The following is a 25351-nucleotide window of genomic DNA, read 5'->3' as shown; positions in this document are numbered from 1 at the left end:
GGGGAGATCGGGGGCTGCATCACCTTACGGACGGCTCATACGCCAGCTGAAGGTCTTTCTGGTTTCAAGATGAAGTCATGGCTCTCCGGCAGCCGGCGCTCACTTCTTGACCGGGTTGGCCTTCAGCCACTCGCCCACCTTGTCGGCGGCCACCGCCTGGTAGAGGGAGAGCGCCTTCTCCCGGTCGGCGACCACGACCGACTGGCCGTCGATGGTCTCACTGCCCTTGTTGGGGCTGGTGATGAAGGTGAGATTCTCGCCCCGCAGGTTGCGGAACTGGACCGCCATGTCGCTCAGCGAGAACGTCTCGTCGACCGTCACCGCCTTGGTCACCGAACCGAGGAAGGCGTTGAGCTTGGTCGGACTGGTCAGCGTGCCGCTGCTCGCCGCCTTGTCCATGATCGCCTTGAGGAAGTCCTGCTGGTGCTGCATGCGGGCGAAGTCGCCACGGGCGAACTGCTTGCGCTGGCGAACCCAGTCCAGGGCCTGGGCCCCGTTCATGTGCATCATGCCCTTCTTGAACTGGCGGAAGGGCTTGTGGATGGACGTGATGTCCTGCTCCACCTTCAGGTCGACACCGCCGAGCGCGTCGGTGACCTCCTTGAAGCCGCTGAAGTCGATCGTCATGACGTGGTCGATACGCACGTCGGTCATGCACTCGACGGTCCGGACCGCCCGCGGGATGCCGCCGAAGGCGAACGCGGCGTTGATCTTCGCCCGGCTGCTGGTGCCGCACGGCGCGTTGTCCTCGGTCGGGATGCTCACCCACAGGTCACGCGGGATCGAGATGAGCTGGGCGGAGTTGTGGTCCGCCGGCACGTGCATCAGGATCAGCGTGTCGGCGCGCCACTGGTTCGCCTTGTTCTGCACGGCGTCCGGGTCACGCGAGTCGGTGCCGATCAGCAGGATGTTGAAGGCGCCCTCGACGGCCTTGGCGGGGCGGTCCGTGGTGATCCCGGAGAAGGCGTTGGTCCGCTTCATGTTGTCGTCGAGGCCGGAGAAGTAGCCGTACGCCGAGATGCCGGCGACGATCGCGATGACCAGGAAGACCGCACCCCCGACCATGGCGATGCGGCCCCATCGGGGACGCGGGCGACGACCGCCGCCGCCGCCGTAGGCACGGCCGGTGCCGCCCGGGGGCCGCGGCCCGCGCGGGCCGGCCGGCTGGAAGTCGTCACCACCGTACGAGGAGGCGCCGTGCGGGGGCTGACCCCGGTCGGGACGACCCGGCCCGGGCACGGACGCTCGTCCGGAGGAGTTGCCGCTGGGAGAGGTGGTGGCAGACATGTCACCAAGGTTACGTAGTGCCCGGCGTGGATCAGGCGCCTCGTCGCCGCTTCGGCACGAAGGTGGGAGGAGTGACGGCACGGACACGGACCGGCACTGGCGACTGTGCCGGTCCGTGCACTGCGAGCAGGGTCAGTGTGCTCCGTGGCCGGTCACGGACCGGACCTCGAGTTCCGCGTACTTCTCCGGGTCGGTCTCCTTGGAGAGGACCGTGCCGAGCCAGCCGAAGAAGAAGCCGAGCGGGATCGAGATGATGCCCGGGTTCGACAGCGGGAAGAAGTGCCAGTCCTCGTTCGGGAACATCGCGGTGGCCGAGCCGGACACCACCGGCGAGAAGAACACCAGGAGCACCGCGGAGCTCAGACCGCCGTAGATGGACCAGAGTGCCCCCGCGGTGTTGAACCGCCGCCAGAACAGGCTGTAGAGGATCGCCGGCAGGTTCGCCGACGCCGCCACCGCGAACGCGAGCGCCACGAGGAAGGCGACGTTCAGGCTCTGCGCGAAGATCGACAGGGCGATGGCGACCGCACCGATGAACAGGGCGGAGAACCGGGCGACCCGGACCTCCTCCCGCTCGGACGCGTTGCCCCGCTTGATCACGCTGGCGTAGAAGTCGTGCGCGAGGCTCGACGACGAGGCCAGGGTGAGACCGGCGACCACGGCCAGGATGGTGGCGAAGGCGACCGCCGCGATGACCGCCAGCATGATCGCGCCGCCGGTGTCGCCACCGAGGTAGTCGATACCGAGCTGCTGGGCGAGTTGCGGGGCCGCGGTGTTGCCGGCCTTGTCCTGCGCGGTGATGTTCGCGCCGCCCACCAGAGCCGCCGCGCCGAAGCCCAGAGCCAGGGTGAACAGGTAGAACGTGCCGATGATGCCGATCGCCCAGAGCACGCTCTTGCGCGCGATCCGGCTGGTCGGCACGGTGTAGAAGCGGGTCAGGATGTGCGGCAGGCCGGCGGTGCCGAGGACCAGCGCGAGACCCAGCGAGAGCAGGTCCATCTTGCTGTAGAACGTCTTGGCCGCGTCGCCCGCGGTCTCGACGCCGTAGCGCAGGCCCGGTTCTAGGAACGCGGCGCCCTTGCCGGACTGGGCGGCGGCGTCACCGAGCAGCGCGGACAGGTTGAACCTGTAGTGCGCCAGCACCATCAGCACCATGATCAGGGCGCCGCCCATCAGCATGAACGCCTTGACGATCTGCACGTAGGTGGTGCCCTTCATGCCACCGACCGTCACGTAGGTGATCATCAGGGCGCCGACCAGGATGATCGTGGCGACCTTGGCGGTGTTCGCGTCCATGCCCAGGAACGTGGCGCCCGGCTTGATGCCGAGCAGCAGCGAGACCAGGGCGCCGGCGCCGACCATCTGGGCGATCAGGTAGAAGATCGACACCACGATGGTGGAGACGCTGGCCGCGGTCCGGACCGGGCGCTGCCGCATCCGGAACGCCAGCACGTCGGCCATGGTGAACCGGCCCGAGTTGCGCAGGAACTCGGCGACCAGCAGCAGCGCCACCAGCCAGGCGACCAGGAAGCCGATCGAGTAGAGGAAGCCGTCGTAGCCGTACAGGGCGATGATGCCGGCGATGCCGAGGAACGATGCGGCGGACATGTAGTCGCCGCCGATCGCCATACCGTTCTGGAAACCGGAGAACTGCCGGCCGCCGGCGTAGAAGTCGGTGGCCGTCTTGGTCTGCCGGCTGGCCCAGATGGTGATCGCCAGGGTGATCGCCACGAAGACCAGGAACAGCGTGATGGTCAGCGAGCGGGAGCTGGCAGCGGACTCGGCCGCGAGGATCTGTGCAGCCATCAGGCCTTACCCCCGTCGGGCGTGGTGGCCGCGGGCTCGGTCGACGGACCGTCCTCCAGCTCCTTGTAGAGGGCATCGGCGAGCGGGTCCAGCTTCTGCGCGGCGTACCGCGAGTAGTGCCACGCGATCCCGAAGGTCGAGACGAACTGGAGGACGCCGAAGATCAGCGCCACGTTGATGTTGCCGATCACCTTGATCGCCATGAAGTCCCGCGCGTACGCGGAGAGCAGTACGTAGAGCGAGTACCAGACGATGAACGCAACCGTCGTGGGGAAGATGTAGCTGCGCAGTCGATGGCGCAGTTGAGCGAACTCCTCGGAGCGCTGCACTTCGAGGTATCTCTCGGCGGATGCCGGCACGGGATTCACCACCTTCGTGGGAGCTGACTTTCCGGCACCGTACGAAGGAGTGAGTCGTGTCACCGTCCGCCGGTCGGGGTCTGCGCTGAGTGGTGGTCTGACTGCGCTGAGCGGCAGTCAGACTAGCTCGGTGTACCTACCCCGGTAGTGGACCAGAGGAGGCCCGCCGGAGCCGGTCCGCACCGTCTCGATCACCCCGTCGAGTAGCACGGCCCACCCGCACGGGCGGCTGCTGTCCAGGACACACCCGGCCCAGGTGGTGGCGCCGGCGGGCACCGGACCGTACGCGGTCTGCTCCCACTCTCCGGACGCGAACAGCCCACCCGGTGCCGGGAAGAGGCCGGCGAACCGGTCGGCGAGTTGCCGGTCGTCGGGTGCGAGCGGGGTGACCGCGAATCGCCCGGCCGCCGAGACGGCCTCCCAGAAGTCGCTCTCCTCGTCGATCAGGCCGAGTACCCGGCCGGGGTCGCCGTCGGCGATCATCGCGGAGGACACGGTGAGGCCCGCCGGGCCGGGCGCCGTCCACAGGGTCACGGTCGCGGCGAACCGCCCGCGGAGGCGCCGCACCTGGGACTTCCCGGTCTCCGGAACGGCGAAGGGATCGGTGGAGTGGATGCGGCCACCCGGCTCGTCGGTCGTCATCCGATCATTCTCGGGGATTACAGATTGCGCATGCGGCTACCCGATTCAATTGATCAACTACTATTTTCGAGAGATGAGTCAGGTGATGCTGCGGCCCGGGGACGTCGTTCACGTCGGCCCGGAGGCGAGCGTCCAGTTCTCCGGCGACCGTGCGCTGATCTTCCGGGTCATCCGGGTCGACACGCGGGCCACCTATGACGGCTGGATCTGGCTGGAGGGTTACGTCCTCGATCAGGCGGGCGGCGCACTCCAGCGGCGGCGCATCTTCGTCCGCGAGGTGGGTCTGCGGCGCGGTCAGCCCGGCGACGGCAACTCGTAACGGATCTCGAACTGCTGGCCGGCTTTGATCATGACGGTCACCTCGATCGGCCGGTCGCCGTCGGTGTAGGCGACCCGGAACTGCCGCAGCACCGGGATGTCCCCGGTCAGTTGCAGCGCGATGAACTCGGCGACCGTGGCAGGCCGGACCGAGACCTGGTCGACCGCGTGCCGCAGCGGGTGCCCGAGCGCGGCCAGGACGGCCGGAGAACCGCCGCGCAGCCGCCGGTTCTCGGTCAGTGCGGTGCCCCGGGCGATCCCGGTCGGGTGGTATGTCCAGATGAGCTCGGCGGGTTCGGTGTCCAGCACGAGCATCTGGTGCCGGACCGCGACCGGATCGCCGTCCGGGATGCCGAAGGCCCGCGCGACCTGAGCCGGCGCACCCGTCTCGCCCACGTCGAGCAGACGGGTCACCGCCTCCCGGCCGGGCGTCACCGGCGCCGGGTGGTGACCGGCCCGCACCACGGCCGGCCGGCGGCGGGTGGAGACCACCGAGCGTCCCCTGTGGCCGGTGACCAGGCCCTCCGCCTTGAGGATGGCGAGCGCCCGGGTGACGGTCTGGTTGTTGACCGCGTAGCGACGGGTCAACTCGGCGGTGCTGGGGAGCCGCTGGTCCGGGCCGATGTCGCCGGCGAGGATCAGGGCCCGCAGGTCACCGGCGAGCTGGCGCTGACGGGATCGATGCCGGTCGTCGGGTATCTCGGGATCGGGACCGCTCATGAGGATCATGCTGCCGCATCGTCGCTCGAAAGTGGACGATCCATGAGTGTCGCCGGTTTACACAATTTGTGTAATGTCGGAAGCGGCGAGGATGGGAGGCGGACCATCAGCGACGCGTTGCCCCGGGCCGGGGAGGTGCTCCATGTGGGCGCGGCGGCCAGTGTCCAGTTCGCCGGGGCGCGGGCGCTGACCTTCCGGGTCATCCGGGTCGACCCGCGGATCACCTACGACGGCTGGCTGTGGATCGACGGCTACGTGCTGGGACCCACCGGGGAGGCGACCGAGCGGCGGGTCATCTTCGTCAGACGCGACGGTCTGCGCCACCTCCGCTGACCTCTTCGCCGTCGGCCGGCGGAGTCACGCGACGCCCCGAGGCCGACCGAAGACGGTCAGCGCGGTGTCACGGCCGCCAGCAACTCGGGCATCCGGCGGTCCAGCATCGCACCGGCCAGGTGTGCGCCGAGCAGGTAGGCGCCCACCCCGTAGACCAGGCCCACCGGGAGTCCCAGCCACGGCCACCACAGGGTCAGCACCAGCACCGGCACACCGGCGATCAGAGCGCCGAAGAGTGCGGCCACGCCGGGTAGCGTCTTGCTGAACCCGCCACCCGACGACAGCGAGAACGGGGCGGTCGTGTCCGGCAGCGCGTAGGCGGCCCGTACCGAGATCGGCATCACCAGCGCCAGGCCCGCACCGTAGGTGGCCAGCAGTGTGCCGAGCTGGGGCGCGATGTCCGCCGGCCGGCGCTCCAGAACGGCGGTCACCACCGCCACGAGCAGCAGCAACGGCACCGTGAACAGGGCATGGGCGGCAGCCCGCGAGTGCACCTCCAGGCGCCCCGGAACGCCGGTGGCCAGGTTGGTGGCATAGGCGCTGCCCTCGTACCCGAACTGGTTGGCCAGAGCGATCGGGGCGATGGCGCCGACGACGAACGCGAGGCCGGTGGCGCTGCCCGCACCACCGGCGAAGGCGGTGGACAGCGGCAGGAAGACGCCGGCCATGCCGAGAGTGACCAGCGCGGCACGCCGCCGCGTCTCCCGCCACCAGTAACGGATCTCCCGCGCCGTCAGCGCACCGAAACGGCTCCGCGGCGACCAGCGGAACAACAGCTGCTCCACCGGCCCGCGACCGTCGGACGTCCCGGCCCGGCCCCGCCCCGGTCCGCCCGCCGCACCGACCATCGCCTGCTCCACCGTCCGACTCCACCACCAGAGCAGACCGCCGACGGCGATCACGACGATCAGGACCTTGAGGGGTACGGCCCACGCCCGGCCCGCCGCGACATCGAGACCCATCGTGTACGGGGCACCGAAGGGCGTCCACCCGGTCACCTGGGCGATCACCTCGACCGACTCCCAGTCCGCCCGGTTCAGCACCCCGAGCAGGGTCAGTTCCAGCGGCCCGATCGACGCGGCCACCACCGCGAGCATGATGGTGGCCAGGTCACGGGCCCGCCGGGAGCGCAGCGCGGTGGCGAACGCGCTGATCACCGCCCGGCTCAGCACCACACAGAACAGCAGCCCCAGCACCACCCCGGTGAACCCCGCGAGAGCCGCTCCGAACCCGCCGATCTGGGCCGCCGAGGTCACCATGCCGAGGGTGGCGGCGAACGTCGCCAGCGCCGGAAGACCGGCCAGCGCGGCCGCGCCCATCCCGGTGATCAGGGTGCGCCGGCGCAGTGGCAGCAGCGCGAACTGGGCCGGATCGAGGGTGTTGTCGACGCCGAAGAAGAGCAGTGGCAGGAACACCCAGCCGAGGATCAGCACCGCCCCGCCGAACGGGAACAGGATCTCCCCCGCCTCCGGCCGGTCCAGCAGACCGGGCAGGGCGAAGACGGCGTGCCCGAGGATCGCGAAGAAGCAGGCGGCGACCAGGCCGAGGACGAACATGACGATCCGGGCCGGCCGGCCGCGCAGACCGTTACCGGTGATCCGCAGCTTCAGCCGGACGAACGCCCAGACCGGGACCCGCCCGGCGGTGGGGGTCAAAGCCACGCGAGTTCCGACCCGGTGGCCACCCGGCCCCCGACGACCTGGACGAACACGTCCTGAAGTGAGCGCTCGCCACGCACCTCCGTCAGTGTCCCGCACATCCGCAGAACCCCGTCCGACATGATCGCCACGTGCGAGCAGAGCCGCTCCACCACCTCCAGCACGTGACTGGAGAAGACGACGGTGCCGCCGCCGGACACATACCGGTGAAGGATGTCCCGGATCAGCGCCGCCGACACCGGATCGACCGCCTCGAACGGCTCGTCCAGCACCAGCAGCCGGGGCGCGTGCAACAGGGCACAGGCCAGGCCGATCTTCTTCTTCATGCCGGCCGAGTAGTCGACCACCAGAGTGCGGTTGCCGCTGCCCAGCTCCAGCACGTCGAGCAGGTCACGGGCCCGCTGATCGACGACGTCGGCGGGCATGCCGCGCAGCAGACCGTGATAGGCGAGCAGCTCCGCGCCGCTCAGCCGGTCGAACATCCGCACACCGTCCGGCAGAACCCCGACCAGGGCCTTCGCTTCGGCGGGGGCGCGCCAGACGTCGTACCCCAGAAGGACGGCCTCGCCCTGGTCGGGCCGCAGCAGGCCCACCGCCATGGAGAGGGTGGTGGTCTTGCCGGCCCCGTTGGGGCCCAGCAGGCCGAAGAACGAACCGGCCGGCACCTCCAGGCTCACGCCGGAGACCGCCAGCCGGGTGTCGAAGTGTTTGACGAGCCCGCGTAGCGACATCGCCGCCGTGCCGCCGTCGGGCGGACGCTGTGCCGGAACGCTCATGAAAAGAACGTATCGGGCCGGCGGGCGGTCCGGAAACACCCGGACCGCCCGAACCGATCAACCGACCCGCTCGATGACCGCCCGCCGGATCAGGAACTTGCCCGGCTCCCGGACCTCTTCGAAGGCGGCGTTGTTGAGCAGGATGCAGCTGCCCGACGTGCTGGCCACCTTGACCGTGATGCTCTTGTTGTTGTCCAGGTTCTTCACCCGCAGCGTGGTGCCGATCGGGAAGGTGCCGCTGGACGCGGCCGGGGCGCCGCCCTCACCGGAGAGGGTGACCGTCGAGCCCGCGCAGACGACCTGGCCGGCCGCGCCGCCGCCGTTGTTCGCGGGCGGCTGCGCGGCGGCGGGCGGAGTCGTCGCCTGCTGGGCCGGCGGCTTGGTGGCCTGCTGCGCGGGCGGCTTGGTCGCCTGCTGGGCCGGGGGAGCCGCGACGGCGCCGCTGCAACCCGCCTGCTTCTTCTGCACGTTGATCAGGTCGATCACCGCCTGCCGGTTGGCGACCACGGCCTCGGTCTGCGAGTTCGGGTTGGCCCGCTGGGTGGCGATGAACTGCTGGTTCTGCCGGATCGCCGCATCCATGCCGTCGCAGACGGAGGAGGCGTTGCTGAGACCGGTGCCCACGGCGATACCGCCGCCGACCAGAGCGGCCACGGCGACACCGATCACGATCTTGCGCTTGTTCCCGGTCTGGCCCGGGCGGCGGTATGTGCGTCTCATGCCCAGGATTACGAGCGCGTTGCGGCGCGCGGTCGAGGGTCCAACATTAAAGATCCTTAAATCAACGACCGCGGCGGTACGGCCGCCGGGCCCACTCAGCTTCGGAGGGCCTCGGGAGCGTGCAGGCGCAGCATCGTCGCGCCGACGTCCGGGGGGACGCGGCGGCCGGTGGCCAGGGAGACGCCGGCCATGACGAGGAAGGCCAGCGGCACGGTCCAGGCGGCCGGCTGCCCGATGATCTCGGCCGGCCAGCCGGTCAGCGGCGGCCCCAGGACGGTCAGCAGGACCGCCGCCATCGCCGCACCGCCGCCGGCGATCAGGCCGGCGATCGCACCGACGTCGGTGAGCCGCCGCCACCAGATACCGAGCACCAGCAGCGGGCAGAAGCTCGACGCCGCGACCGCGAACGCCAGCCCGACGACCCGGGAGACGTCCATGTCGGACACGAACAGGGCCAGTCCGGTCGGCACCGACGCGGCCAGCAGGGTGGCGATCCGGAAGTCCCGGATCGAGCCGTTGCGGCCCGGTCGCAGCACATCCGTGAAGATCACCCCGGCGACGCTGGTCAGCAGGCCGGACGAGGTGGAGAGGAAGGCGGCCAGCGCGCCCGCGGTGACCAGGGCGCCGAGCAGCCGGCCCAGATGGCCGTCGCCCAGGACCGCCTCGGGCAGCAGCAGCACCACCGCATCGGTGTTGCCGGTCATCAGCAGCTGCGGTGTGTAGATCCGGCCGAGGACCCCGTACACCGTCGGGAGCAGGTAGAAGAGGCCGACCATGGCGAGCACCACGAGGGTGGTGCGGCGGGCCGAGGCGCCGTCCGGATTGGTGTAGAAGCGCACGAGCACATGCGGGAGTCCCATCGTCCCGAGGAACGTCGCCAGGATCAGGGAGTAGGTCGAGAACAGTCCGGTCCCGCCGGGCAGGAGCCACGCGTCGCCGGACTCCGCGTCCACGGTGCTCACCGTCGGTACCGGCGCGCCCTGGTCGAAATGCAGCTCCTGGCCCTTCTCGACCCGCTGGGTACCGTCCAGGACCGCGTCCTGCTGGATCGTCACGGTCGTCGCCGCCGGAAAGACCGCGCCCGGCGGCGGCGTCACCGCGGGGCGGCCGTCGGCCTGCCACTGGAGGACCAGGAAGATGATCGGTACGGCCAGAGCGGTCAGCTTCAGCCAGTACTGGAACGCCTGCACGAAGGTGATCGCCCGCATCCCGCCGAACGCCACGTTCGCCGTCACCACCACGGCCACCACCAGGGCACCCCAGGCGTACGACCCACCGGTCAGCGTGGCGAACGTCAGACCGGCCCCCTGCAACTGGGGCAGCATGTAGAGACAGCCGATGAACAGCACGAACGCGGTCGCCAGCCGGCGCAGCGCGGTCGACCTGAGCCGTACCTCGCAGAAGTCGGGCAGGGTGAACGCCCCGGAGCGGCGCAGCGGGGCGGCCACGAACAGCAGCAGCGCCAGATAACCGGCGGCGAACCCGACGGGGTACCAGAGCACGTCCACGCCGTAGCGCAGTATCAGTCCGGCCACCCCGAGGAAGGACGCGGCCGACAGGTATTCACCGCTGATCGCGGCCGCGTTCCAGGACGGGCTCACCGATCGGGAGGCGACCAGGAAGTCCGATGTGGTCCGGGCGAAGCGCAGGCCGTACGCCCCGATCGCCACGGTCAGCAGCAGGACCAGGACCAGGCCGGGCGCCAGGTACGGGTTCACGGCTCCGGCCTGCGGATGAGGGCCGCGAAGTCCTGCTCGTTACGTTCCGCCCAGCGCACGTAGGCCGCGCCGACCAGCACCAGGAACGGGAACGACAGCACCCCGAGCAGGACCCACGGCAGGTGCACGCCGAAGACCTTGACCTCGCCGACGGCCGGCGCGACGGCGAACAGCAGTGGCAGGGTGCCCAGTCCGGCCGCGACCACCAGGGCGAGCCGCAGCGCGAGTGCGAACTGCGCACGGACCAGGCCCTTGACGAGCGCCTCACCGATCGGGGTCTGCTCGGTGAGGTCGCTGCTGCCACGGTCGGCCGCGCCGCGCCGGGCGGCGGCATCGGCGAGCACGACCGTCACGCGTGGGCGCGGGGGCGGATCATCGACGACCATGTCCGGCAGTCTCTCCGCCCTCCGCCGAATGTCAAGACCGCGACGGTGTCCGCGCACTCTCCTCAGGTGCCCGGAGCGGAAGTCGTACCTGGATGTGGCACCCGCGCCGGTCGTCCGGCTCGACCACGGCGATGGTGCCCCGGTGCAGCTGCACCACCCAGCGCGCGATCGCCAGGCCCAGCCCGGTGCCGCCGCCGGTGGCCCGCTCACCCCGGGTGAACCGCTCGAAGACCCGCTCCCGTTCCCCGGCGGGGATCCCGTCGCCCTGGTCCACGACGGCCAGCACCACGTGATCGTCGTGGCGCTCGGCCCGGACCGTGACGACCCCGCCGGGCGGGCTGTGCCGGGCCGCGTTGTCCAGCAGGTTCGCGAAGACCTGATGCAGGCGTTCCCGGTCGCCGGGCACCACCAGGCGGGGCGCCGACACCTCGAAACGCACGTCGTGGCCGGTGCCGCCGGCGTTCACCGTGGCCTCCCGCGCCACCCGGTCCAGGAAGACCGGCACGTCGATCGGCTCCCGCCGCATCGGCACCACCCCGGCGTCCAGCCGGGACAGGTCGAGCAGGTCGGTGACCAGGCGACTGAGCCGCTCGGTCTGGGCCAGGGCGGTCTCCATCGTCTCCGGCTCGGCCGCGGCCACCCCGTCGACGATGTTCTCCAGCAGGCCCCGCAGGGCGGTGATCGGCGTACGCAATTCGTGCGACACGTTCGCGATCAGCTCACGCCGCTGCCGGTCGGAGGCCGCCAGATCCGCCGCCATCTGGTTGAACGCCGAGGCCAGCTCGCCCACCTCGTCCTGCGACCGGGTCCGGATCCGCCGGGTGTAGTCGCCGTGGGCCATCTCCCGGGCCGCGACCGTCATCTCCCGCAGCGGCACGGTCGCACCGTGCGCCATCACCTGCAACGTGACCAGGCCGAGAGCCGCGGCGATCGCCATCCACAGCAGGTCGACGCGGTAGAAGTCGATGCTCCACAGGAACACCAGCAGGCCCACCCCACCGGCGAACCCGAGCGCCAGGGAGAGCTTCGCCTTGATCGACCGGACCGGGTCGAGCGGCCGGGGCAACCAGGCCGACAGCGGGGCGACCAGGTCGTGGACCCGCACCATCAGCCGGCTGATCACCGGTCGACCTCCAGGGCGTATCCGACGCCGTGGACCGTACGGATCAGGTCCGCTCCCAGCTTGCGCCGCAGGCCCTTGACGTGGCTGTCCACCGTCCGGGTGCCGGACGTGTCGGCCCAGCCCCACACCTCGGTCAGCAGCCGCTCCCGGGGCACGACCGTGCGCGGCCTACCGGCCAGATGCGTGAGCAGGTCGAACTCGGTCGGTGTCAGATGCACCTCGACACCACCGCGCAGCACCCGCCGCTCCGCGTGGTTGATCTCCAGATCACCGAGCCGCAGACCGGGCGCCGGTGCCGGGGCGGCGACCCGGTCCGCCCGGCGCAGCAGCGCGTGCACCCGGGCCGCCAGGACCCGCATCGAGAACGGTTTGACCATGTAGTCGTCGGCGCCGACCGCCAGGCCGACCAGCTGGTCCGTCTCGTCGTCGCGGGCGGTCAGCATCAGCACCGGTATCCGCTGGTCCTGGATCCGCCGGCACACCTCGAGGCCGTCGAAGCCGGGCAGCATGACGTCGAGGACGATCAGATCCGGCGGGGTCTGGCGGACCGCGGCGACCGCACCGGGTCCGTCTCCGGCCACCTGCACCAGGAAGCCCTCGGCGCGAAGCCGGGCGGCCACCGCGTCCGCGATGGCGCGCTCGTCCTCCACGACGAGGACCCGTCGCTCGACACTCTCCATGCTCCTGGCACCTCCCGGGCAGCCCTGGTCGCCGGCCGGTGTGCCCCCGTGACGCACCGGCCGGTGGCCAGGAGCTTATTGATCGCCTGCGCAGAGCCGGCGGTGGAGATGTGAACAAGCTGTGGAGATGCATCCTGTGAGCGGGTACGCCCGCACAGCGCGGGCACGGCGCGGATTGGCACTGATCCGGGATAACCGCTCCGAGCCTGTGGATAACTCTGTGGACAAGCCGGTGAGGCTGTGGACAACCGTGTGGATTCAGCGGTTCCAGTCGTGTTTCGCGGCTCTGATCAAGCGATCTTTCAGCTCCCGGGTGTGCCGGCGACTCACCGGAAGTTCCGCACCGTCGACCGCCACCACGTAGCCCGAGCCGGTCAGGCGCAACTCGGTGACCAGCCGTAACTGCACCAGATACGAGCGGTGGATGCGGACGAAACCGGCGTTGGCCCACCGCTCGGCCAGGGTCGCCAGCGAGACACGTACCAGATGGGAGGTCTCCCCGGTGTGCAGGCGGGCGTAGTCGCCCTGCGCCTCCACCCACCGCACCGACGACCGCGGCAGCATGCGCGTGGTGCCGGCCAGCTCCACCGGGATGGCCGGCTCGTCGGCCGGAACCGGCGGTGCCGGCGCCGCCTGCAGGCCCGCCACCCGGCGCAGTGACTCGGCCAGCCGCTCGGCCCGCACCGGCTTGCGCACATAGTCGGTCACGCCCAGGTCGAAGGCGTCCACCGCACCGTCGTCGTAGGCGGTCACGAAGACGATCGCCGGTGGCTGCGCGAACCGCCGCAGGATCCGGGCCAGCTCCATACCGTCCAGGCCGGGCATCCGGATGTCCAGGAACACCGCGTCCACCTCGGTGTCCCGCAGCACCCGCAGCGCCTCGGTCGCGTCACCGGCCCGGTGCACGTGCGCCACCCGGCCGTCCGCGTTCAGCAGATAGGCCAGCTCATCGAGCGCCGGTGGCTCGTCGTCGACGGCGAGCACGACGAGGCTGCTCATGCCCGCACCTGGGGGTGGAACTTCGGCACCCGCATGCTCACTTTCGTACCCGAGCCGGGTGCGGTCTCCACCACCAGGCCGTTGTGGTCGCCGAAGACCGACCGCAGACGTTCGTCCACGTTCACCAGACCGACGTGCTGCCCGTCCTCGGAGTCCGGCCCGTCCAGCGTGAACACCGCCGGATCCATGCCGACCCCGTCGTCCTCGACCGTGATGTGGCACTCCGCCCCCGCGTCGCGTGCCTGGATGCTCACCATACCGACGCCCGGCTTACGCGACAGCCCGTGCCGGACCGCGTTCTCCACCAGCGGCTGCAGACACAGGAACGGAAGACCCACTCCCAGCACCTCCGGGGCGATCTGGAGCCGCACCTGTAGCCGGTCCCCGAACCGGGCCCGCTCGATCGTCAGATAACGATCGATCGACCGCAGCTCCTCGGCCAGCGTGGTGAACTCGCCGTGCGCCCGGAACGAGTAGCGGGTGAACTCGGCGAACTCCAGGATCAGCTCCCGCGCCCGCTCCGGGTCGGTGCGCACGAACGACGCGATCGCGGTGAGCGCGTTGTAGATGAAATGTGGGCTGATCTGCGCCCGCAGCGCCCGCACCTCGGCCCGGGCCAGCCGCTCCCGCGACGACTCCAGCTCGGCCACCGCCAACTGCGACCCGGCCCAGCGTGCCGCCTCCAGCGTCGCCTGCACCAGACCCGGCGCCGGCTGCCCGTCGGCCACCGCGATCAGCGCGGCCTTCGCCGCACCACCCGGCCCGCCCAACGGCGCGATCACCGCACCACGCGCCACGCAGTCGACGCGGTCACAGGACAGATCAGACCCGTTGAGTACGACCGAACGCTGTGCCTTCACCGCCTTGCGCGCCGCCGCGATCAGCTCCTGTTCGTGGTGGGAGCCCCGGCCGTCGTACGCCAGGCATTTGTCCCCGTCGACGATCGCCAGGCCCACCGAACCGACCAGCACCCGCAGATGCCGGACCGCTTTTCCGGCCGTCGCCGACGTCAGGCCGGCGCGCAGCGGCTCGGCCGCGAGTACCGCCGTGTGCAGAACGTCGTACGTGGCCCGCTGCATCGCCGTGGCGATCCCGCGCCGCGCCCGCAGCCGCAGCACCGCCACCACGGCCGTGGCCAGGGCGGCGAGCACGGCGACCACCGCCACCACGCTTCCGACCTGGCCCGTCATGCCGGGTCCTAGTAGGCGCCCTTGCGTCGGAGAACCACGCCGATGGTGCGCCACAGGATGCTCAGGTCGTAGGTCAGGGACCAGTTGTCGACGTAGTAGAGGTCCAGCCGGACCGCCTCGTCCCAGGACAGGTCGGAGCGGCCGCTGACCTGCCACAACCCGGTCATGCCGGGGCGCACCAGCAGTCGCCGCCGCACATCGCCCAGGTAGTCGCCGTCGTCCGCGGGCAGCGGGCGCGGGCCGACCAGGGACATCTCGCCCTTCAGCACGTTGATCAGCTGTGGCAGCTCGTCCATCGAGGTGGCCCGCAGCTTCGCCCCGAACGAGAAGATCCGCGGGTCGTGCTTCATCTTGAAGAGCATGCCGTCGGTCTCGTTGAGCTCGTCCAGCGTGGCCTTACGCTCCTCGGCGTCCACATACATCGTCCGGAACTTCCACACCCGGAACGTGCGGCCGTCGTGGCCGACGCGGGTCTGCCGGAAGAACACCGGACCCGGGTCGGACATCCGGATGCCGAGCGCGATGAGCAGCAGGATCGGGCTGATCACCAGCAGACCGAGACCCGCCGCGATCCGGTCCATCAGGTTCTTCACCAGCCAGCCGGGCCCGGACAGGGTCGGCTCCTCGACGTGCAGGAGCGGCAGGCCCTCGATCGGGCGGATGTGCACACGCGGCCCGGCGATGTCGGTGAGCTGGGGCGCGACCACCAGGTCGACGCCGGTGCCCTCCAACTGCCAGGCCAGACGGCGCAGCTCACCGGGCTCGGAACTGGCGGAGCCGCAGACCGCGATCGTGTCGGCTCCCACCTCACGGACCAGGGAGAGCACGTCGCGCCCGGCGTAGACCGGAACCGGAGTCTCGATACCGCGGGCCGCCGAGAACCCGTCCGTCAGGTGGATCGCGACCGGGATGAGGCCGGCGGCCGGGCTGCGGGTGACCGCGGTGTAGACCTCCAGCGCCTCCGGCAGGGTGCCGACCAGCACCATCCGGTGCGCGCCGTGACCGGTCCGTCGGCGGGCCAGGTGCAGGATCTGCCGGGCGATGGCCCGGCCCAGGAGCAGGAGCAGCAGGGCGCTCAGCGACACCGTGGCGACCGTCCCACGGGACAGGTCGGCCTTGGTGGCGAACGCGAGCAGCGAGACGGCGGCGACGACGGTGACCGAGGTCCGCAGGACCCGCTTGAACTCTTCGCTGCCCAGACCGAGGTAGCGCCGGTCGTAGGTGCCGTTGGTCCACAGCAGGACGAGCCAGCCGAGCGGCAGCACGACGTACGCGAAGAAGTTGAACAGCTCCGTGCCGTCGAGGAAGGCCCAGGACCGGTTCTGGAAACCGGCCTGCGACTTCTCCAGCGAACTGGCGATGTGGCTGGCGCCGAGCGTGGAGATCAAATCGAAGACGATGAGCAGGACCGTGTACGGCCGGTGCCAGCGGGACACTCTGCGGCTTTGCCGGCCCCAAGCGTTCCGCGGCACCCCGTTGCTCGGTGGCGGCTCCTGCCACTCGAAGCTGTCGTACCGCACGGGTCTGCTCCGGCTGCTGTCGGTAGTTGGGCGATGCAGGCTAGTAGTCACTCCGCCTACGTCCTCCCGCATCCGGAAAAAGATTACGCACCGCCACGACCTTGGGATCATCGGCGGGTCCGCCGATACCCGTTCGCGTCAAGACGGTTGCCAGGGACCGGGCCACTATACCGATGGATCGGCCGGAGAGAAGGTGACGTGACGGCGGCAATCGTGATGTATACGCACTGTCATCATCCGGTAGCGGCTCACCGGACCAGCTTGGACAACCGGCGGTCCGCCAGCGGTTTCCCTCCGGTTTGGCAGGTCGCACAGTACTGGAGACTCTTGTCCGCGAACGACACCTCCCGGACCGTGTCGCCACAGACCGGGCACGGCAGGCCGGTCCGGGCGTGCACCCGCATACCGGCGCGTTTCTCGCCCTTGAGCTCGGCCGCCTTCTGCCCCACCGAACGCGCCACCGCGTCCGTCTCGATCTCGCGCATCGCCTCGTACAGCGTGGCGACCTGCTCATCGCTCAGTTTTCCGGTCAGCGCGAAAGGGGACAGTCTCGCGGCGTGCAGGATCTCGTCGGAGTACGCGTTACCGATACCCGCGAGCACCTCCTGGTCGACGAGCACCCCTTTGATCTGTCCTTTTCGCCCCCGGATGCGGGTCGCGAACTCCTCCAGCGACACCGCCAGGGCATCCGGGCCGAGCCGGGCCACCCCGGGCACCTCGGACGGATCGCGCACCACATAGGCGGCCAGCGACTTCTGCGTACCGGCTTCGGTCAGGTCGAACCCGGACCCGTCGTCCAGCCGCACCCGCACCGCGATCGGGCCACTGCCCGGTTTCAGCGGGGCCGGCGACTTGAACGACTCCCGGTAGTGCAGCCAGCCCGCCCGGGCCAGATGCACGACCAGATGCAGGTCGTCACCGACACCGACGTCCAGGAACTTGCCGTGCCGCCCGGCACTCGTGACGGCCAGCCCGGCCAGCGCCGACGGCTGCGGATCATAGGTCTTCAGAGCACTGAACGAGGCGACTTCGAAGCGTTCCACGGCGCGGCCGACCGCACGCTCACGCAGATAGGCGGCGAGCGCCTCTACCTCGGGAAGTTCGGGCACCTCCTCACGGTAGCGTTCCCGTCCGAATGAGGAGAGAGCGAAGCGAGCCCCGCAGTGCGGACCGTTAGGCTCCGCCCCATGAAGGTGGTGGTGGCGCACAACCGGTACCGCGAGGCGATCCCCTCCGGCGAGAACGTGATCGTCGACACGGAGATCGGCCAGCTGCGGGAGGCCGGCGTCGAGGTGGTTCCGTTCCAGCGCAGTTCGGATTCGATCGACGCGATGTCGGCGGCACGCAAGGCGTTGCTGCCGATCTCCCCGGTCTACGGCGCGGCGGCCCAGCGTGAACTCGCGGCGGTGCTCCGGGCCGAACGCCCGGACGTGGTGCACCTGCACAACCCGTACCCGTTGCTCTCGCCCTGGGTGATCCGTACCGCGCACGCCCACGGCGTCCCGGTGGTCCAGACCGTGCACAACTACCGGCAGGTCTGCTCGTCCGGCCTCTACTTCCGGGACGGCCACAACTGCCACGACTGCCGCGGCAAACTGATCGGTCTGCCCGCGATCAGGAACCGCTGCTACCGCGGATCAGCCGCGCAGAGCGCCATCATGGCGACGACGCTGGCCGTGCACCGGCCCACCTGGCGGTCGGTGGACCGCTACATCGCCCTCACCGACAAGATCGCCGCACACCTCACCGATTACGGCATCCCGGCCGACCGCATCGTGATCAAGCCGAACGGGCTGCCCGACCCCGGTGACCCGGCGCCCCTCGGTGAGGGCTTCCTCTACGGTGCCCGGCTCTCCCCGGAGAAGGGCCTCGGCCTGCTCCTCGACGCCTGGCGCCGGCACCCCGACGGCAGTCTCGGCCTGCTGCGCATCGCCGGCGACGGTGAGTTGCGGCCGCTCGCCGAGGCGGCCGCCGCCGAACGCTCCGACGTGGTCTACCTCGGCCCGCTCGACCGGGCCGGCATGACCGCCGCCCGGCAGGCCTCGGCCGTCGTCGTCGCCGTCCCCACCTGGGAGGACGTGCTGCCCACGGTGATCCTGGAAGCGATGTCCACCGGGCGGGCCGTCCTCGGCACCGCGGTCGGCGGCATCCCCTACCTGGTCGGCACCGGCCCGGCCGCCGCCGGCTGGCTCGCCGAGCCCGATCCGGTCTCGCTTGCGGCCGCTCTTCCGCTGGCCCGCGCCGATGCGGCCGCGGCGGCTGTCGCCGCCCGCGCCCGCTACCGGGAACACTTCCACCCCGACGTCCTGACCCCCCGCCTGATCTCCATCTACGCGGAGATGGCCGGCAGCCTCACCGGCAAGCGGTAGACCCCGCCCCAGCCGGCCCCCACCGCTGCCCCAGCAGGCGCGAGACACCGTTGGGAGCCAGCCGGGCGGTGCCGGCTGGTCCTCACCGCTGTCTCAACACGCGCGAGGCAGCGGTGGGAGCCAGCCGGGTGGTGTCGGCTGGTCGTCACCGCTGTCTCAACGCGTGTGAGGCAGCGGTGGGAGCCAGCCGGGTCGTGCTGGCTGGTCGTCACCGTTGTCTCGGCAGGCGTGAGGCAGCGGTGGGAGCCAGCCGGGTGGTGTCGGCTGGTCGTCAGCGTTGTCTCGGGGCCTGTGAGGCAGCGGTGGGGGCCAGCTGGTCGGGGTCAGGAGCCCTTTAGGGCGGCTCGGCCGGCGAAGGCGATCGATGCGGCCAGGAAACCACCGTTGATCAGGGTGAACAGGGCGACGAACCAGACCGCCCACTGCGGCGCGATCGTCAGGACCACGCCGGCCAGGGCGATCACGGCACCGTAGTCGCGGACCAGCTTGGCGACGCGGACCGGGAACGACGTGCTGTTCACCATGCTGGCGGCCTGGGTTCCGGACTGCATCACCGAGGTGACCAGGTTGACCATCCAGGTGGCGGCGAACGCGGCGAGCAGCCAGGCGGGAGTGGCCGGTTCCTGCGCTATCGCGGTCGCGGCCAGGGCGGCGACCAGAGAGCACTGGACCGCCACGTCGCACAGCACGTCGAGGCGGCCACCGGCGGGGCTGGACTGGCCGGTCACCCGGGCCAGCTGGCCGTCGGCGCAGTCGAAGGCGTAGGCGAGCTGCCAGCCGACCAGAGCGAGCAGGCCGATCGGGGCGGCCCACAGGGTCCTGTCGGCGACCGGGCCGGCGGTGGCGATCACGATGAACGAGACCAGGCAGCCCAGGCCCAGGTTGAGGATCGACAGGACGGTCGGGGACAGGTGCCGCTTGTGTGCGGCGACCGCGATCCGGGCGCCGATCCGCTGGCTGACACCCTCGCTGAACAGGCCGCCACCGCGGTTGGCCGCGTAGTAGTCGGCTGCTGTGGGCGTACCCCTCAAGGGTGTGCCGGAAGGACCGGACGACCCGGCGGCCGCCGACGGTGCCGGACCGGACGCGGGCGCCGCGCCGGGGTTGTCGATCCGGGTGGGATTGACGCCGGAGCGCGCGGCGGGCGGGCGGCCGCCCTCGGTGAGAGGGCGGCCGTTGCCGTGGTCAGAGGGTCGCGATGACATCGTTGTATTCGGCCAGCTTCTGCCGGGTCTGCTCCGGCGTCATGGCGAGGTGTTCCAGGATGGTGTAGCGGTCCGGGCGGGTACGCGGCGCGAACTCGATGACCTGCACGAACTGGTCGGCGTCGAGGCCGACGTCGGACGGCGTACGGGGGAGCTGGTGCCGGGCCAGACAGTCCGACATCTGCTTGAGCCGGCGCTCGTCACCGCGCAGGAACGTGCAGAACAGCGCGCCCATACCGGCCAGCTCGCCGTGCGACGCGGTGTCCGGGAAGAGCGAGTCGACGGCGTGCATGATCTCGTGGCAGCCGCCGCTGGACGGCCGGCTGCTGCCGCACACCGCCATCGCCAGGCCGCTGGAGATCAGGGCCTCGGCGAGCACGGTGACGAACGCGTCGTCGGACATGTCGCCGGGCATGGTCAGGATCGCCTCGGCGCCCATCCGGGCCAGGGAGGCGGCCAGGCCGTCGACCGGTTCGCCGCGGACCTGGCGGGCCAGCTCCCAGTCGGCGAGGGCGCTGATGTTGCTGATCACGTCACCGATGCCGGCCCGGTTGACCAACTCGGGGCCGTGCTCGACGAAGTCCAGGTCGACGATCACACCGAACGGGATGTGCACCCCGTACGACCCCTTGATGCCGTCGTTGACCAGGCTGGCCACCGGGGAGGCGATGCCGTCGTTGGCGAGGCTCGTCGCGACCGAGACCATCGGCAGGCCCCAGCGGCTCGCGGCGTATTTCGCGGTGTCGACGGTCTTGCCGCCGCCGATGCCGACGACCGCGTCGAAGTGGCCGGAGCGCAGCTTGTTGGACAGCTCCAGGGCGGCGTCCAGGGTGCCGCCGCCGGTGACGTAGATCTCCGCCGAGTTCAGCGACGGGCGGAGCAGGTCGACGACCCTCTCACCGAGGCCCGGCCCGACCACCACGGCGACGTCCCCGCCGGACGAGATGCGCCCGTCCTGAAGGATCTTGCCGAGGTCGGCGACCGCGCCCCGCCGCACCTCGATGTGCAGCGGGGTCTGGACGCTACGGGCTAGTAGCGGCATGCGATGTCCCGCGCCTTCGCCAGGTCCTCGTGGTTGTCGACCTCGACCCAGGAGACCTCGCCGATCTCCGCGGCCCGCACCTCGTTGCCGCGGTCGGCGTAGAGCTGGAAGCCGTCCTCGTAGAACTGGTTCGGGTCCTTCTCGAAGGTCGCCTTGAGCGCGTCGGCCAGCTTGCCGGCCGCGGACGCCTCGATGATGTTGGCGCCGATGTACTCGCCGTACGCCTCGGACGGCTCCATCAGCTTCGTGATTTTGGTGAGCTGGCCATCCGCATTGAAGACGGTCTTCATCTCCTCGTCAGCCAGCTTCTTCACAGTGTCGACAGCGAGGAGGATGCTCGGGCCGCGCTTGGCCAGCAGGGTGTGCTCCACGCCGACCGGGTGGACGGTGTCGCCGTTCACCATCAGCGCGCCCTGGGCGAAGTGGTCCCGGGCGAGCCACAGGGAGTAGGCGTTGTTCCACTCCTCGGCCTTGTCGTTGTGAACCAGGGAGATCTTCACGCCGTACTTCTGCTCGAAACCCTCGACGCGCTCCTCCACCGCGCCGGCGCAGTAGCCGACGACGATGGTGACCTCGGACAGGCCGGCGGCCGCGAGGTTACGGAGCGAGATGTCCATGATCGTGGTCTCCCCGTCCACGGGGACCAGCGCCTTCGGAAGCGTGTCCGTGTACGGGCGCAGCCTGCGGCCGGCGCCGGCGGCGAGTACCAATCCGATCATGGGGGTGGTTCCTTCCAATGCGATGAGGGGTGCCCAGCGAGGATAACGGCATGTGTCCCATCCGTAGGACTCGCGAGGGGCACACGGAAAATGGTATAGACCCGGCTTCTAAGCTGTCGGGTATGACCGCTGAGCAGCTGATCTCCTTTGCCCGTGGCGCTCCGTCGCTGGACATCGTCGACGTGGAGGGCCTCAAGGCCGCCGCCGCGCGCGCCTTCGACGCCGATCCCGCCGGGGTCACCGCGTACGGCACCTCCGTCGGCTACCTCCCGCTGCGGAAGTGGATCGCCGACAAGCACAACGTCTCCCCCGACCAGGTCATCGTGACGAACGGCTCGCTCCAGGCGGACGCCTTCCTCTTCGGGCACCTGGTCAAGCCGGGCGACGACGTGGTCGTGGAGCGCCCGACCTACGACCGGACGCTGCTCAACCTCCAGAACCTGGGTGCCAAGGTGCACCAGGTCACCGTTCAGCCGGACGGGATCGACACCGACGAGCTGCGTGCGCTGCTCGAGTCCGGGGTGCGGCCGAAGCTGGCGCACATCATCCCGAACTACCAGAACCCGGCCGGTGTGACGCTCTCCGACGAGAAGCGGCGCGCACTGCTGGCCCTGGCCGAGCAGTACGAGTTCCTCATCTTCGAGGACGACCCGTATGTGGACATCCGGTTCCGTGGCGAGCCGCTGCCCTCGATGCTGTCGCTGGACACCGAGAACCTGGTCGTGCACGCCTCCAGCTTCACCAAGACGGTCTGCCCCGGCGTCCGCGTCGGTTACCTGGTCGGCCCGGCCGCGCTGATCGACGCGATCGCGAAGAAGGCGACCAACCTCTACATCTCCCCGGGCATGGTGTCCGAGGCGATCGTGCACCAGTTCTGTGTGTCCGGCGACATCGAGAAGTCGGTGCGGACGGTCAGCGCCGCGCTGGGCGAACGCGCCCGGGTGCTGGCCGAGTCGATCCGCAAGCACATCCCCGGCGCCACCTTCACCGAGCCGGACGGTGGTTACTTCCTCTGGGTGGACCTGCCCTCCGACGTCGATGTGGACAAGCTGTTCCCGGCCGCGATGAAGAAGGGGGTCGCGGTCGTCAAGGGCAGCGACTTCCTGCTGGAGGGCGGCCACAGCTCGCTGCGCCTCGCCTACTCCGCGGTCACCGTCGACCAGATCGACGAGGGTGTGCGGCGGCTCGCCGAGGCGATCGAGGAGGTACGGGGCTGAGGTGCGCCGCGCCGGGTGGACTGATGTTCGCCCGGCGCGGGTACCCTCGGCTGGTTTGTCGTCCCGGGGGAGGCTGCGCATGACGGAACGTTCATGGACCCGGGGCCGGCCCCTCGGCAAGGTGTGGGCCGAGCGGATGCGGGGTCTGCTCAACAACGGTGACAACCCGGGCCGGCCGGGTTTCGACGCCGCCGGCACCAGCTCCGTGGTGGACTGTGGCGTCTACGTCGACGGCCACCGCCTGCCCGGTGACTTCAGCCCGGACCAGGCGCTCGCCGAGGCGTGCAGCCGGGACGGCGCTTTCGTGTGGCTGGGTCTGCACCAGCCGGAGGAGCCGGAGATGGCAGCCATCGCCCAGGTCTACGGCCTGCACGAGCTGGCCGTGGAGGACGCGGTCAAGGCCGAGCAGCGGCCGAAGCTGGAGCAGTTCAACGACGTGCACTTCCTGGTGCTGCGCACCGCCCGGTACGTGCCGCACCAGGAGCTGACCGAGAGCTCCCAGGTGGTCGAGACCGGCCAGATGATGATCTTCATCGGTGAGCGGTTCGTCATCACCGTCCGGCACGGCGACGCCTCCGAGATGTCCCCGGTCCGCGCCGACCTGGAGAAGCAGCGGGCGGCGCTGTTGCAGCAGGGCCCGTGGGCGGTGGCCTACGCGGTGACCGACCGGGTGGTCGACCACTATCTCGAGGTGGCCGACGACTTCGAGGCCGACCTCGACATCATCGAGGAGGGTGTGTTCTCCCGCGACCGCATCGCCCCGATACAGCAGGTTTACCAGCTCAAACGAGAGCTCGTGGAGTTCCGTCGGGCGGTCGTCCCGCTCCAGCGTCCGCTCGCGTCGATCACGTCCAGTCAGGGTGTGGTGCCCAAGGAGATCCGGCGCTACTTCCGCGACGTGCAGGACCACCTGACCCGTACGGTCGAGCAGGTCTCCTCCTACGACGACCTGCTCAACTCGATCCTCCAGGCGCGGCTGGCACAGGTGACCGTCGACCAGAACAACGACATGCGCAAGATCGCGTCCTGGGCGGCCATCGCGACGGTCTGGACCGCTTTCGCCGGGGTCTACGGGATGAACTTCGACTACATGCCGGAAACCGGCTGGAAGTACGGCTACCCCGCCCTGATCGCGTTGTTGTCGCTGGTCACGGTCGCTCTCTACCGCGCGCTACGCCGCAACGGATGGTTGTGACCCCTGGTGACCCCCCCACGGGATCGAGATCGACCTCTAGAGTGTCGGGGTGCCGTCGCGTCAGGATGAGCTGCACTCGTATCAGTACTCGGTGCAGCGTGTGGTCGCGGCGCTGGTCTCGCACGACCCGGATCCACACCGGTCACCGCTGCGCCGGGCCGGCGTCACGGCACTCGTCGGCCTACTGGTCGCCGCTCTCATCGTCGGCGGCTTCGCGGTCTACGGGCTCTTCACCGGGCACAGCATGGCCGAGGCGAACGACACCGGGTCGGTGCTGGTGGAGAAGAACAGCGGCGCGCGGTACGTCTATCTGAAGTCCGACGGCAAGCTGCATCCGGTGCTGAACTACACGTCCGGGCTGCTGCTGACCGAGAGTGACACGCCGAAGATGAAGGCCGTACCGGCCGCGAAACTGGCCAAGCTCCCGCTCGGCGCCCCGCTCGGTATCCCGGACGCCCCGGACACGTTGCCGGCCGCCGGCAGCCTGCTCGGCGGCGCCTGGTCGGTGTGCACCGACACGGTCGCGGGACGGCCGCGCAGCACCCTGCTCGTCGGGTCCGCTCCGTCCGGTGGCAGCGAGCCGGCCGGTGGCCTGCTGGTGCGGGACGCGTCCGGGCGTACCCATCTGATCCATGCCGGCCGGCGGCACCTGCTGCCCGCCGCACGTGTCGATGCCGTCCAGCGTGCCCTCGGGTGGTACGGCACGCGACCCTGGCTCGTCTCGACCGCCTGGGTCGACGCCGTCCCGGCCGGTCCCGACCTGACCGCGCCGGTGATCCCGGGCGGGCGGAAGAACTCGGTGATCGCCGGCCGCAAGGTCGGACAGGTGCTGACCGGCGATGGCCGGACGTTCGCCGTCGTGCTGGCGGACGGCATCGCCGCGCTCACCGAGATGCAGGCGAAACTGCTGGCCACGACACCGATCACGGTGGACGCCGAGGTGTTCGTCAAACTGCCCCCGTCGGACACCCAGCTGATCGCCGCGGCCGACGGTCTGCCCGTCACTGTTCCGGCGGTCACCGAGGCCCCGGCGAGTGCCTGCCTGACCCTGCCGGGCGCCACGGTCAAGGTGAACGCCACGATCCCGGCGGGAACGGCCCCGTCCGCCAAGTCGCGGGTCGACCTGGTGCACGTGGCCCGCGGCAAAGGCGCCCTGGTGGAGGCGACGGCCTCACCGGACGCGGCGGAAGGCAGTGGCACGGTGAGCCTGATCACCGACGCGGGGCTGTACTACCCGCTGGCGAGCCGTGACCTGCTGAGCCGGTTCGGGTACGGCAGTGTGCGTCCCACCCGGATCCCGGCGCAGCTGGTCGCCTACCTGCCGGCCGGTCCGGCCCTGGATCCGGTCCGGGCCGGCCGACGGTAGCGG

Annotated in this window: 25 protein-coding genes; 6 read left to right on the top strand and 19 right to left on the bottom strand. The window is 70.3% G+C overall.

All coding sequences use genetic code 11. The features are described from left to right. Positions 1–99 precede the first annotated feature (99 nt). From BC793_RS38205 to BC793_RS38190, 4 genes are all read right to left on the bottom strand, one after another. Positions 100–1287 (bottom strand): LCP family protein, encoded by a 1188-nt coding sequence (locus tag BC793_RS38205; RefSeq protein WP_109601492.1) that lies wholly within the window; start codon positions 1285–1287, stop codon positions 100–102. 132 nt (positions 1288–1419) lie between these two features. Continuing rightward, complete coding sequence (locus BC793_RS38200) at positions 1420–3093, bottom strand: solute symporter family protein (RefSeq protein ID WP_109601491.1); 1674 nt, start codon at positions 3091–3093, stop codon at positions 1420–1422. Next, positions 3093–3452 (bottom strand): DUF485 domain-containing protein, encoded by a 360-nt coding sequence (locus BC793_RS38195; protein ID WP_109601558.1) that lies wholly within the window; start codon positions 3450–3452, stop codon positions 3093–3095. The genes BC793_RS38200 and BC793_RS38195 overlap by 1 nt, the downstream gene beginning before the upstream one ends. Before the next feature lie 117 nt (positions 3453–3569). Then, positions 3570–4094 (bottom strand): flavin reductase family protein, encoded by a 525-nt coding sequence (locus BC793_RS38190; protein WP_109601490.1) that lies wholly within the window; start codon positions 4092–4094, stop codon positions 3570–3572. A 73-nt stretch (positions 4095–4167) separates the two neighbouring features. Here BC793_RS38190 and BC793_RS38185 point away from each other — a divergent pair, with 73 nt between their 5' ends. Then, entirely contained in the window at positions 4168–4413 is a 246-nt protein-coding gene (locus BC793_RS38185; protein WP_239170525.1) for a hypothetical protein, read from the top strand. Here BC793_RS38185 and BC793_RS38180 read toward each other — a convergent pair. Continuing rightward, positions 4389–5132, bottom strand: a complete 744-nt coding sequence (locus tag BC793_RS38180) for a GntR family transcriptional regulator (protein WP_158319505.1) — start codon at positions 5130–5132, stop codon at positions 4389–4391. The two genes, BC793_RS38185 and BC793_RS38180, sit on opposite strands and share 25 nt — an antisense overlap. 144 nt (positions 5133–5276) lie before the next feature. Between BC793_RS38180 and BC793_RS38175 the strand changes: the two genes are divergently transcribed. Beyond that, positions 5277–5465, top strand: a complete 189-nt coding sequence (locus BC793_RS38175; protein ID WP_239170524.1) for a hypothetical protein — start codon at positions 5277–5279, stop codon at positions 5463–5465. Between the two features lie 56 nt (positions 5466–5521). On the opposite strand, the gene BC793_RS38170 is transcribed toward BC793_RS38175, so the two are convergent. From BC793_RS38170 to BC793_RS38120, 11 genes are all read right to left on the bottom strand, one after another. After that, a complete protein-coding gene (locus tag BC793_RS38170) occupies positions 5522–7126 on the bottom strand; it encodes an ABC transporter permease (protein ID WP_109601488.1) in 1605 nt (534 codons plus the stop codon). Beyond that, a complete protein-coding gene (locus tag BC793_RS38165) occupies positions 7117–7899 on the bottom strand; it encodes an ABC transporter ATP-binding protein (RefSeq protein ID WP_109601487.1) in 783 nt (260 codons plus the stop codon). Before BC793_RS38165 ends, BC793_RS38170 begins: the two co-directional genes overlap by 10 nt. Positions 7900–7956: 57 nt before the next feature. Then, positions 7957–8619: a hypothetical protein gene (locus tag BC793_RS38160; RefSeq protein WP_109601486.1), complete on the bottom strand. Its 663-nt coding sequence runs from the start codon at positions 8617–8619 to the stop codon at positions 7957–7959. Between the two features lie 95 nt (positions 8620–8714). Then, positions 8715–10337: a sodium/solute symporter gene (locus BC793_RS38155; RefSeq protein WP_109601485.1), complete on the bottom strand. Its 1623-nt coding sequence runs from the start codon at positions 10335–10337 to the stop codon at positions 8715–8717. Continuing rightward, entirely contained in the window at positions 10334–10723 is a 390-nt protein-coding gene (locus BC793_RS38150) for a DUF485 domain-containing protein (protein WP_109601484.1), read from the bottom strand. The genes BC793_RS38155 and BC793_RS38150 overlap by 4 nt, the downstream gene beginning before the upstream one ends. Before the next feature lie 31 nt (positions 10724–10754). After that, complete coding sequence (locus BC793_RS38145; RefSeq protein ID WP_109601556.1) at positions 10755–11831, bottom strand: HAMP domain-containing sensor histidine kinase; 1077 nt, start codon at positions 11829–11831, stop codon at positions 10755–10757. Between the two features lie 11 nt (positions 11832–11842). Beyond that, positions 11843–12526, bottom strand: a complete 684-nt coding sequence (locus tag BC793_RS38140) for a response regulator transcription factor (protein ID WP_109601483.1) — start codon at positions 12524–12526, stop codon at positions 11843–11845. Between the two features lie 258 nt (positions 12527–12784). Continuing rightward, complete coding sequence (locus tag BC793_RS38135; protein ID WP_109601482.1) at positions 12785–13525, bottom strand: LytR/AlgR family response regulator transcription factor; 741 nt, start codon at positions 13523–13525, stop codon at positions 12785–12787. After that, positions 13522–14715: a sensor histidine kinase gene (locus BC793_RS38130; protein WP_109601481.1), complete on the bottom strand. Its 1194-nt coding sequence runs from the start codon at positions 14713–14715 to the stop codon at positions 13522–13524. Before BC793_RS38130 ends, BC793_RS38135 begins: the two co-directional genes overlap by 4 nt. A gap of 8 nt (positions 14716–14723) precedes the next feature. Next, entirely contained in the window at positions 14724–16307 is a 1584-nt protein-coding gene (locus BC793_RS38125; RefSeq protein WP_109601480.1) for a sugar transferase, read from the bottom strand. A gap of 176 nt (positions 16308–16483) precedes the next feature. Next, positions 16484–17344: an Fpg/Nei family DNA glycosylase gene (locus BC793_RS38120; RefSeq protein WP_109601479.1), complete on the bottom strand. Its 861-nt coding sequence runs from the start codon at positions 17342–17344 to the stop codon at positions 16484–16486. 78 nt (positions 17345–17422) lie between these two features. Between BC793_RS38120 and BC793_RS38115 the strand changes: the two genes are divergently transcribed. Beyond that, positions 17423–18604 carry a glycosyltransferase family 4 protein gene (locus BC793_RS38115; RefSeq protein ID WP_109601478.1) on the top strand — a complete coding sequence of 394 codons (1182 nt, stop codon included), beginning with the start codon at positions 17423–17425 and terminating at the stop codon, positions 18602–18604. A gap of 323 nt (positions 18605–18927) precedes the next feature. Here the strand turns inward: BC793_RS38115 and BC793_RS38110 are convergent, their stop codons facing one another. Genes BC793_RS38110 through BC793_RS38100 form a run of 3 tightly spaced genes read right to left on the bottom strand, consistent with a single transcriptional unit; the run spans position 18928 to position 21570 of the window. After that, on the bottom strand, positions 18928–19809 hold the full coding sequence (locus BC793_RS38110) for a CDP-alcohol phosphatidyltransferase family protein (protein WP_239170523.1): 882 nt from the start codon (positions 19807–19809) through the stop codon (positions 18928–18930). Next, on the bottom strand, positions 19790–20851 hold the full coding sequence (locus tag BC793_RS38105; RefSeq protein ID WP_109601476.1) for an iron-containing alcohol dehydrogenase family protein: 1062 nt from the start codon (positions 20849–20851) through the stop codon (positions 19790–19792). Before BC793_RS38105 ends, BC793_RS38110 begins: the two co-directional genes overlap by 20 nt. Continuing rightward, positions 20839–21570 carry a phosphocholine cytidylyltransferase family protein gene (locus tag BC793_RS38100; RefSeq protein WP_109601475.1) on the bottom strand — a complete coding sequence of 244 codons (732 nt, stop codon included), beginning with the start codon at positions 21568–21570 and terminating at the stop codon, positions 20839–20841. Before BC793_RS38100 ends, BC793_RS38105 begins: the two co-directional genes overlap by 13 nt. 122 nt (positions 21571–21692) lie before the next feature. Here BC793_RS38100 and BC793_RS38095 point away from each other — a divergent pair, with 122 nt between their 5' ends. The 3 genes from BC793_RS38095 to eccB all read left to right on the top strand — a co-directional run bounded on the left by BC793_RS38095 (position 21693) and on the right by eccB (position 25348). After that, entirely contained in the window at positions 21693–22787 is a 1095-nt protein-coding gene (locus BC793_RS38095) for an aminotransferase-like domain-containing protein (RefSeq protein WP_109601474.1), read from the top strand. 79 nt (positions 22788–22866) lie between these two features. Next, the gene (locus BC793_RS38090) at positions 22867–23982 is read left to right on the top strand and encodes a magnesium and cobalt transport protein CorA (protein WP_109601473.1); all 1116 of its coding nucleotides are present in this window, start codon (positions 22867–22869) and stop codon (positions 23980–23982) included. Between the two features lie 49 nt (positions 23983–24031). Further along, positions 24032–25348: a type VII secretion protein EccB gene (eccB, locus tag BC793_RS38085; RefSeq protein WP_109601472.1), complete on the top strand. Its 1317-nt coding sequence runs from the start codon at positions 24032–24034 to the stop codon at positions 25346–25348. The last annotated feature ends 3 nt before the right edge of the window (positions 25349–25351 follow it).

The organism is Actinoplanes xinjiangensis, assembly GCF_003148685.1.
GTDB lineage: Bacteria > Actinomycetota > Actinomycetes > Mycobacteriales > Micromonosporaceae > Actinoplanes > Actinoplanes xinjiangensis.
Note: the sequence above shows the minus strand (reverse complement) of the source record. Positions and strands in the feature narration are given on the sequence as shown.

Excerpts from the sequence above, each read along its gene's own strand:
- BC793_RS38205 (WP_109601492.1), bottom strand. The coding sequence starts at position 1,287 with ATGTCTGCCACCACCTCTCCCAGCGGCAACTCCTCCGGACGAGCGTCC.
- BC793_RS38200 (WP_109601491.1), bottom strand. The coding sequence starts at position 3,093 with ATGGCTGCACAGATCCTCGCGGCCGAGTCCGCTGCCAGCTCCCGCTCG.
- BC793_RS38190 (WP_109601490.1), bottom strand. The coding sequence starts at position 4,094 with ATGACGACCGACGAGCCGGGTGGCCGCATCCACTCCACCGATCCCTTC.
- BC793_RS38185 (WP_239170525.1), top strand. The coding sequence starts at position 4,168 with ATGAGTCAGGTGATGCTGCGGCCCGGGGACGTCGTTCACGTCGGCCCG.
- BC793_RS38180 (WP_158319505.1), bottom strand. The coding sequence starts at position 5,132 with ATGAGCGGTCCCGATCCCGAGATACCCGACGACCGGCATCGATCCCGT.
- BC793_RS38165 (WP_109601487.1), bottom strand. The coding sequence starts at position 7,899 with ATGAGCGTTCCGGCACAGCGTCCGCCCGACGGCGGCACGGCGGCGATG.
- BC793_RS38160 (WP_109601486.1), bottom strand. The coding sequence starts at position 8,619 with ATGAGACGCACATACCGCCGCCCGGGCCAGACCGGGAACAAGCGCAAG.
- BC793_RS38150 (WP_109601484.1), bottom strand. The coding sequence starts at position 10,723 with ATGGTCGTCGATGATCCGCCCCCGCGCCCACGCGTGACGGTCGTGCTC.
- BC793_RS38145 (WP_109601556.1), bottom strand. The coding sequence starts at position 11,831 with ATGGTGCGGGTCCACGACCTGGTCGCCCCGCTGTCGGCCTGGTTGCCC.
- BC793_RS38140 (WP_109601483.1), bottom strand. The coding sequence starts at position 12,526 with ATGGAGAGTGTCGAGCGACGGGTCCTCGTCGTGGAGGACGAGCGCGCC.
- BC793_RS38135 (WP_109601482.1), bottom strand. The coding sequence starts at position 13,525 with ATGAGCAGCCTCGTCGTGCTCGCCGTCGACGACGAGCCACCGGCGCTC.
- BC793_RS38130 (WP_109601481.1), bottom strand. The coding sequence starts at position 14,715 with ATGACGGGCCAGGTCGGAAGCGTGGTGGCGGTGGTCGCCGTGCTCGCC.
- BC793_RS38125 (WP_109601480.1), bottom strand. The coding sequence starts at position 16,307 with ATGCGGGAGGACGTAGGCGGAGTGACTACTAGCCTGCATCGCCCAACT.
- BC793_RS38115 (WP_109601478.1), top strand. The coding sequence starts at position 17,423 with ATGAAGGTGGTGGTGGCGCACAACCGGTACCGCGAGGCGATCCCCTCC.
- BC793_RS38110 (WP_239170523.1), bottom strand. The coding sequence starts at position 19,809 with ATGTCATCGCGACCCTCTGACCACGGCAACGGCCGCCCTCTCACCGAG.
- BC793_RS38105 (WP_109601476.1), bottom strand. The coding sequence starts at position 20,851 with ATGCCGCTACTAGCCCGTAGCGTCCAGACCCCGCTGCACATCGAGGTG.
- BC793_RS38100 (WP_109601475.1), bottom strand. The coding sequence starts at position 21,570 with ATGATCGGATTGGTACTCGCCGCCGGCGCCGGCCGCAGGCTGCGCCCG.
- BC793_RS38095 (WP_109601474.1), top strand. The coding sequence starts at position 21,693 with ATGACCGCTGAGCAGCTGATCTCCTTTGCCCGTGGCGCTCCGTCGCTG.
- BC793_RS38090 (WP_109601473.1), top strand. The coding sequence starts at position 22,867 with ATGACGGAACGTTCATGGACCCGGGGCCGGCCCCTCGGCAAGGTGTGG.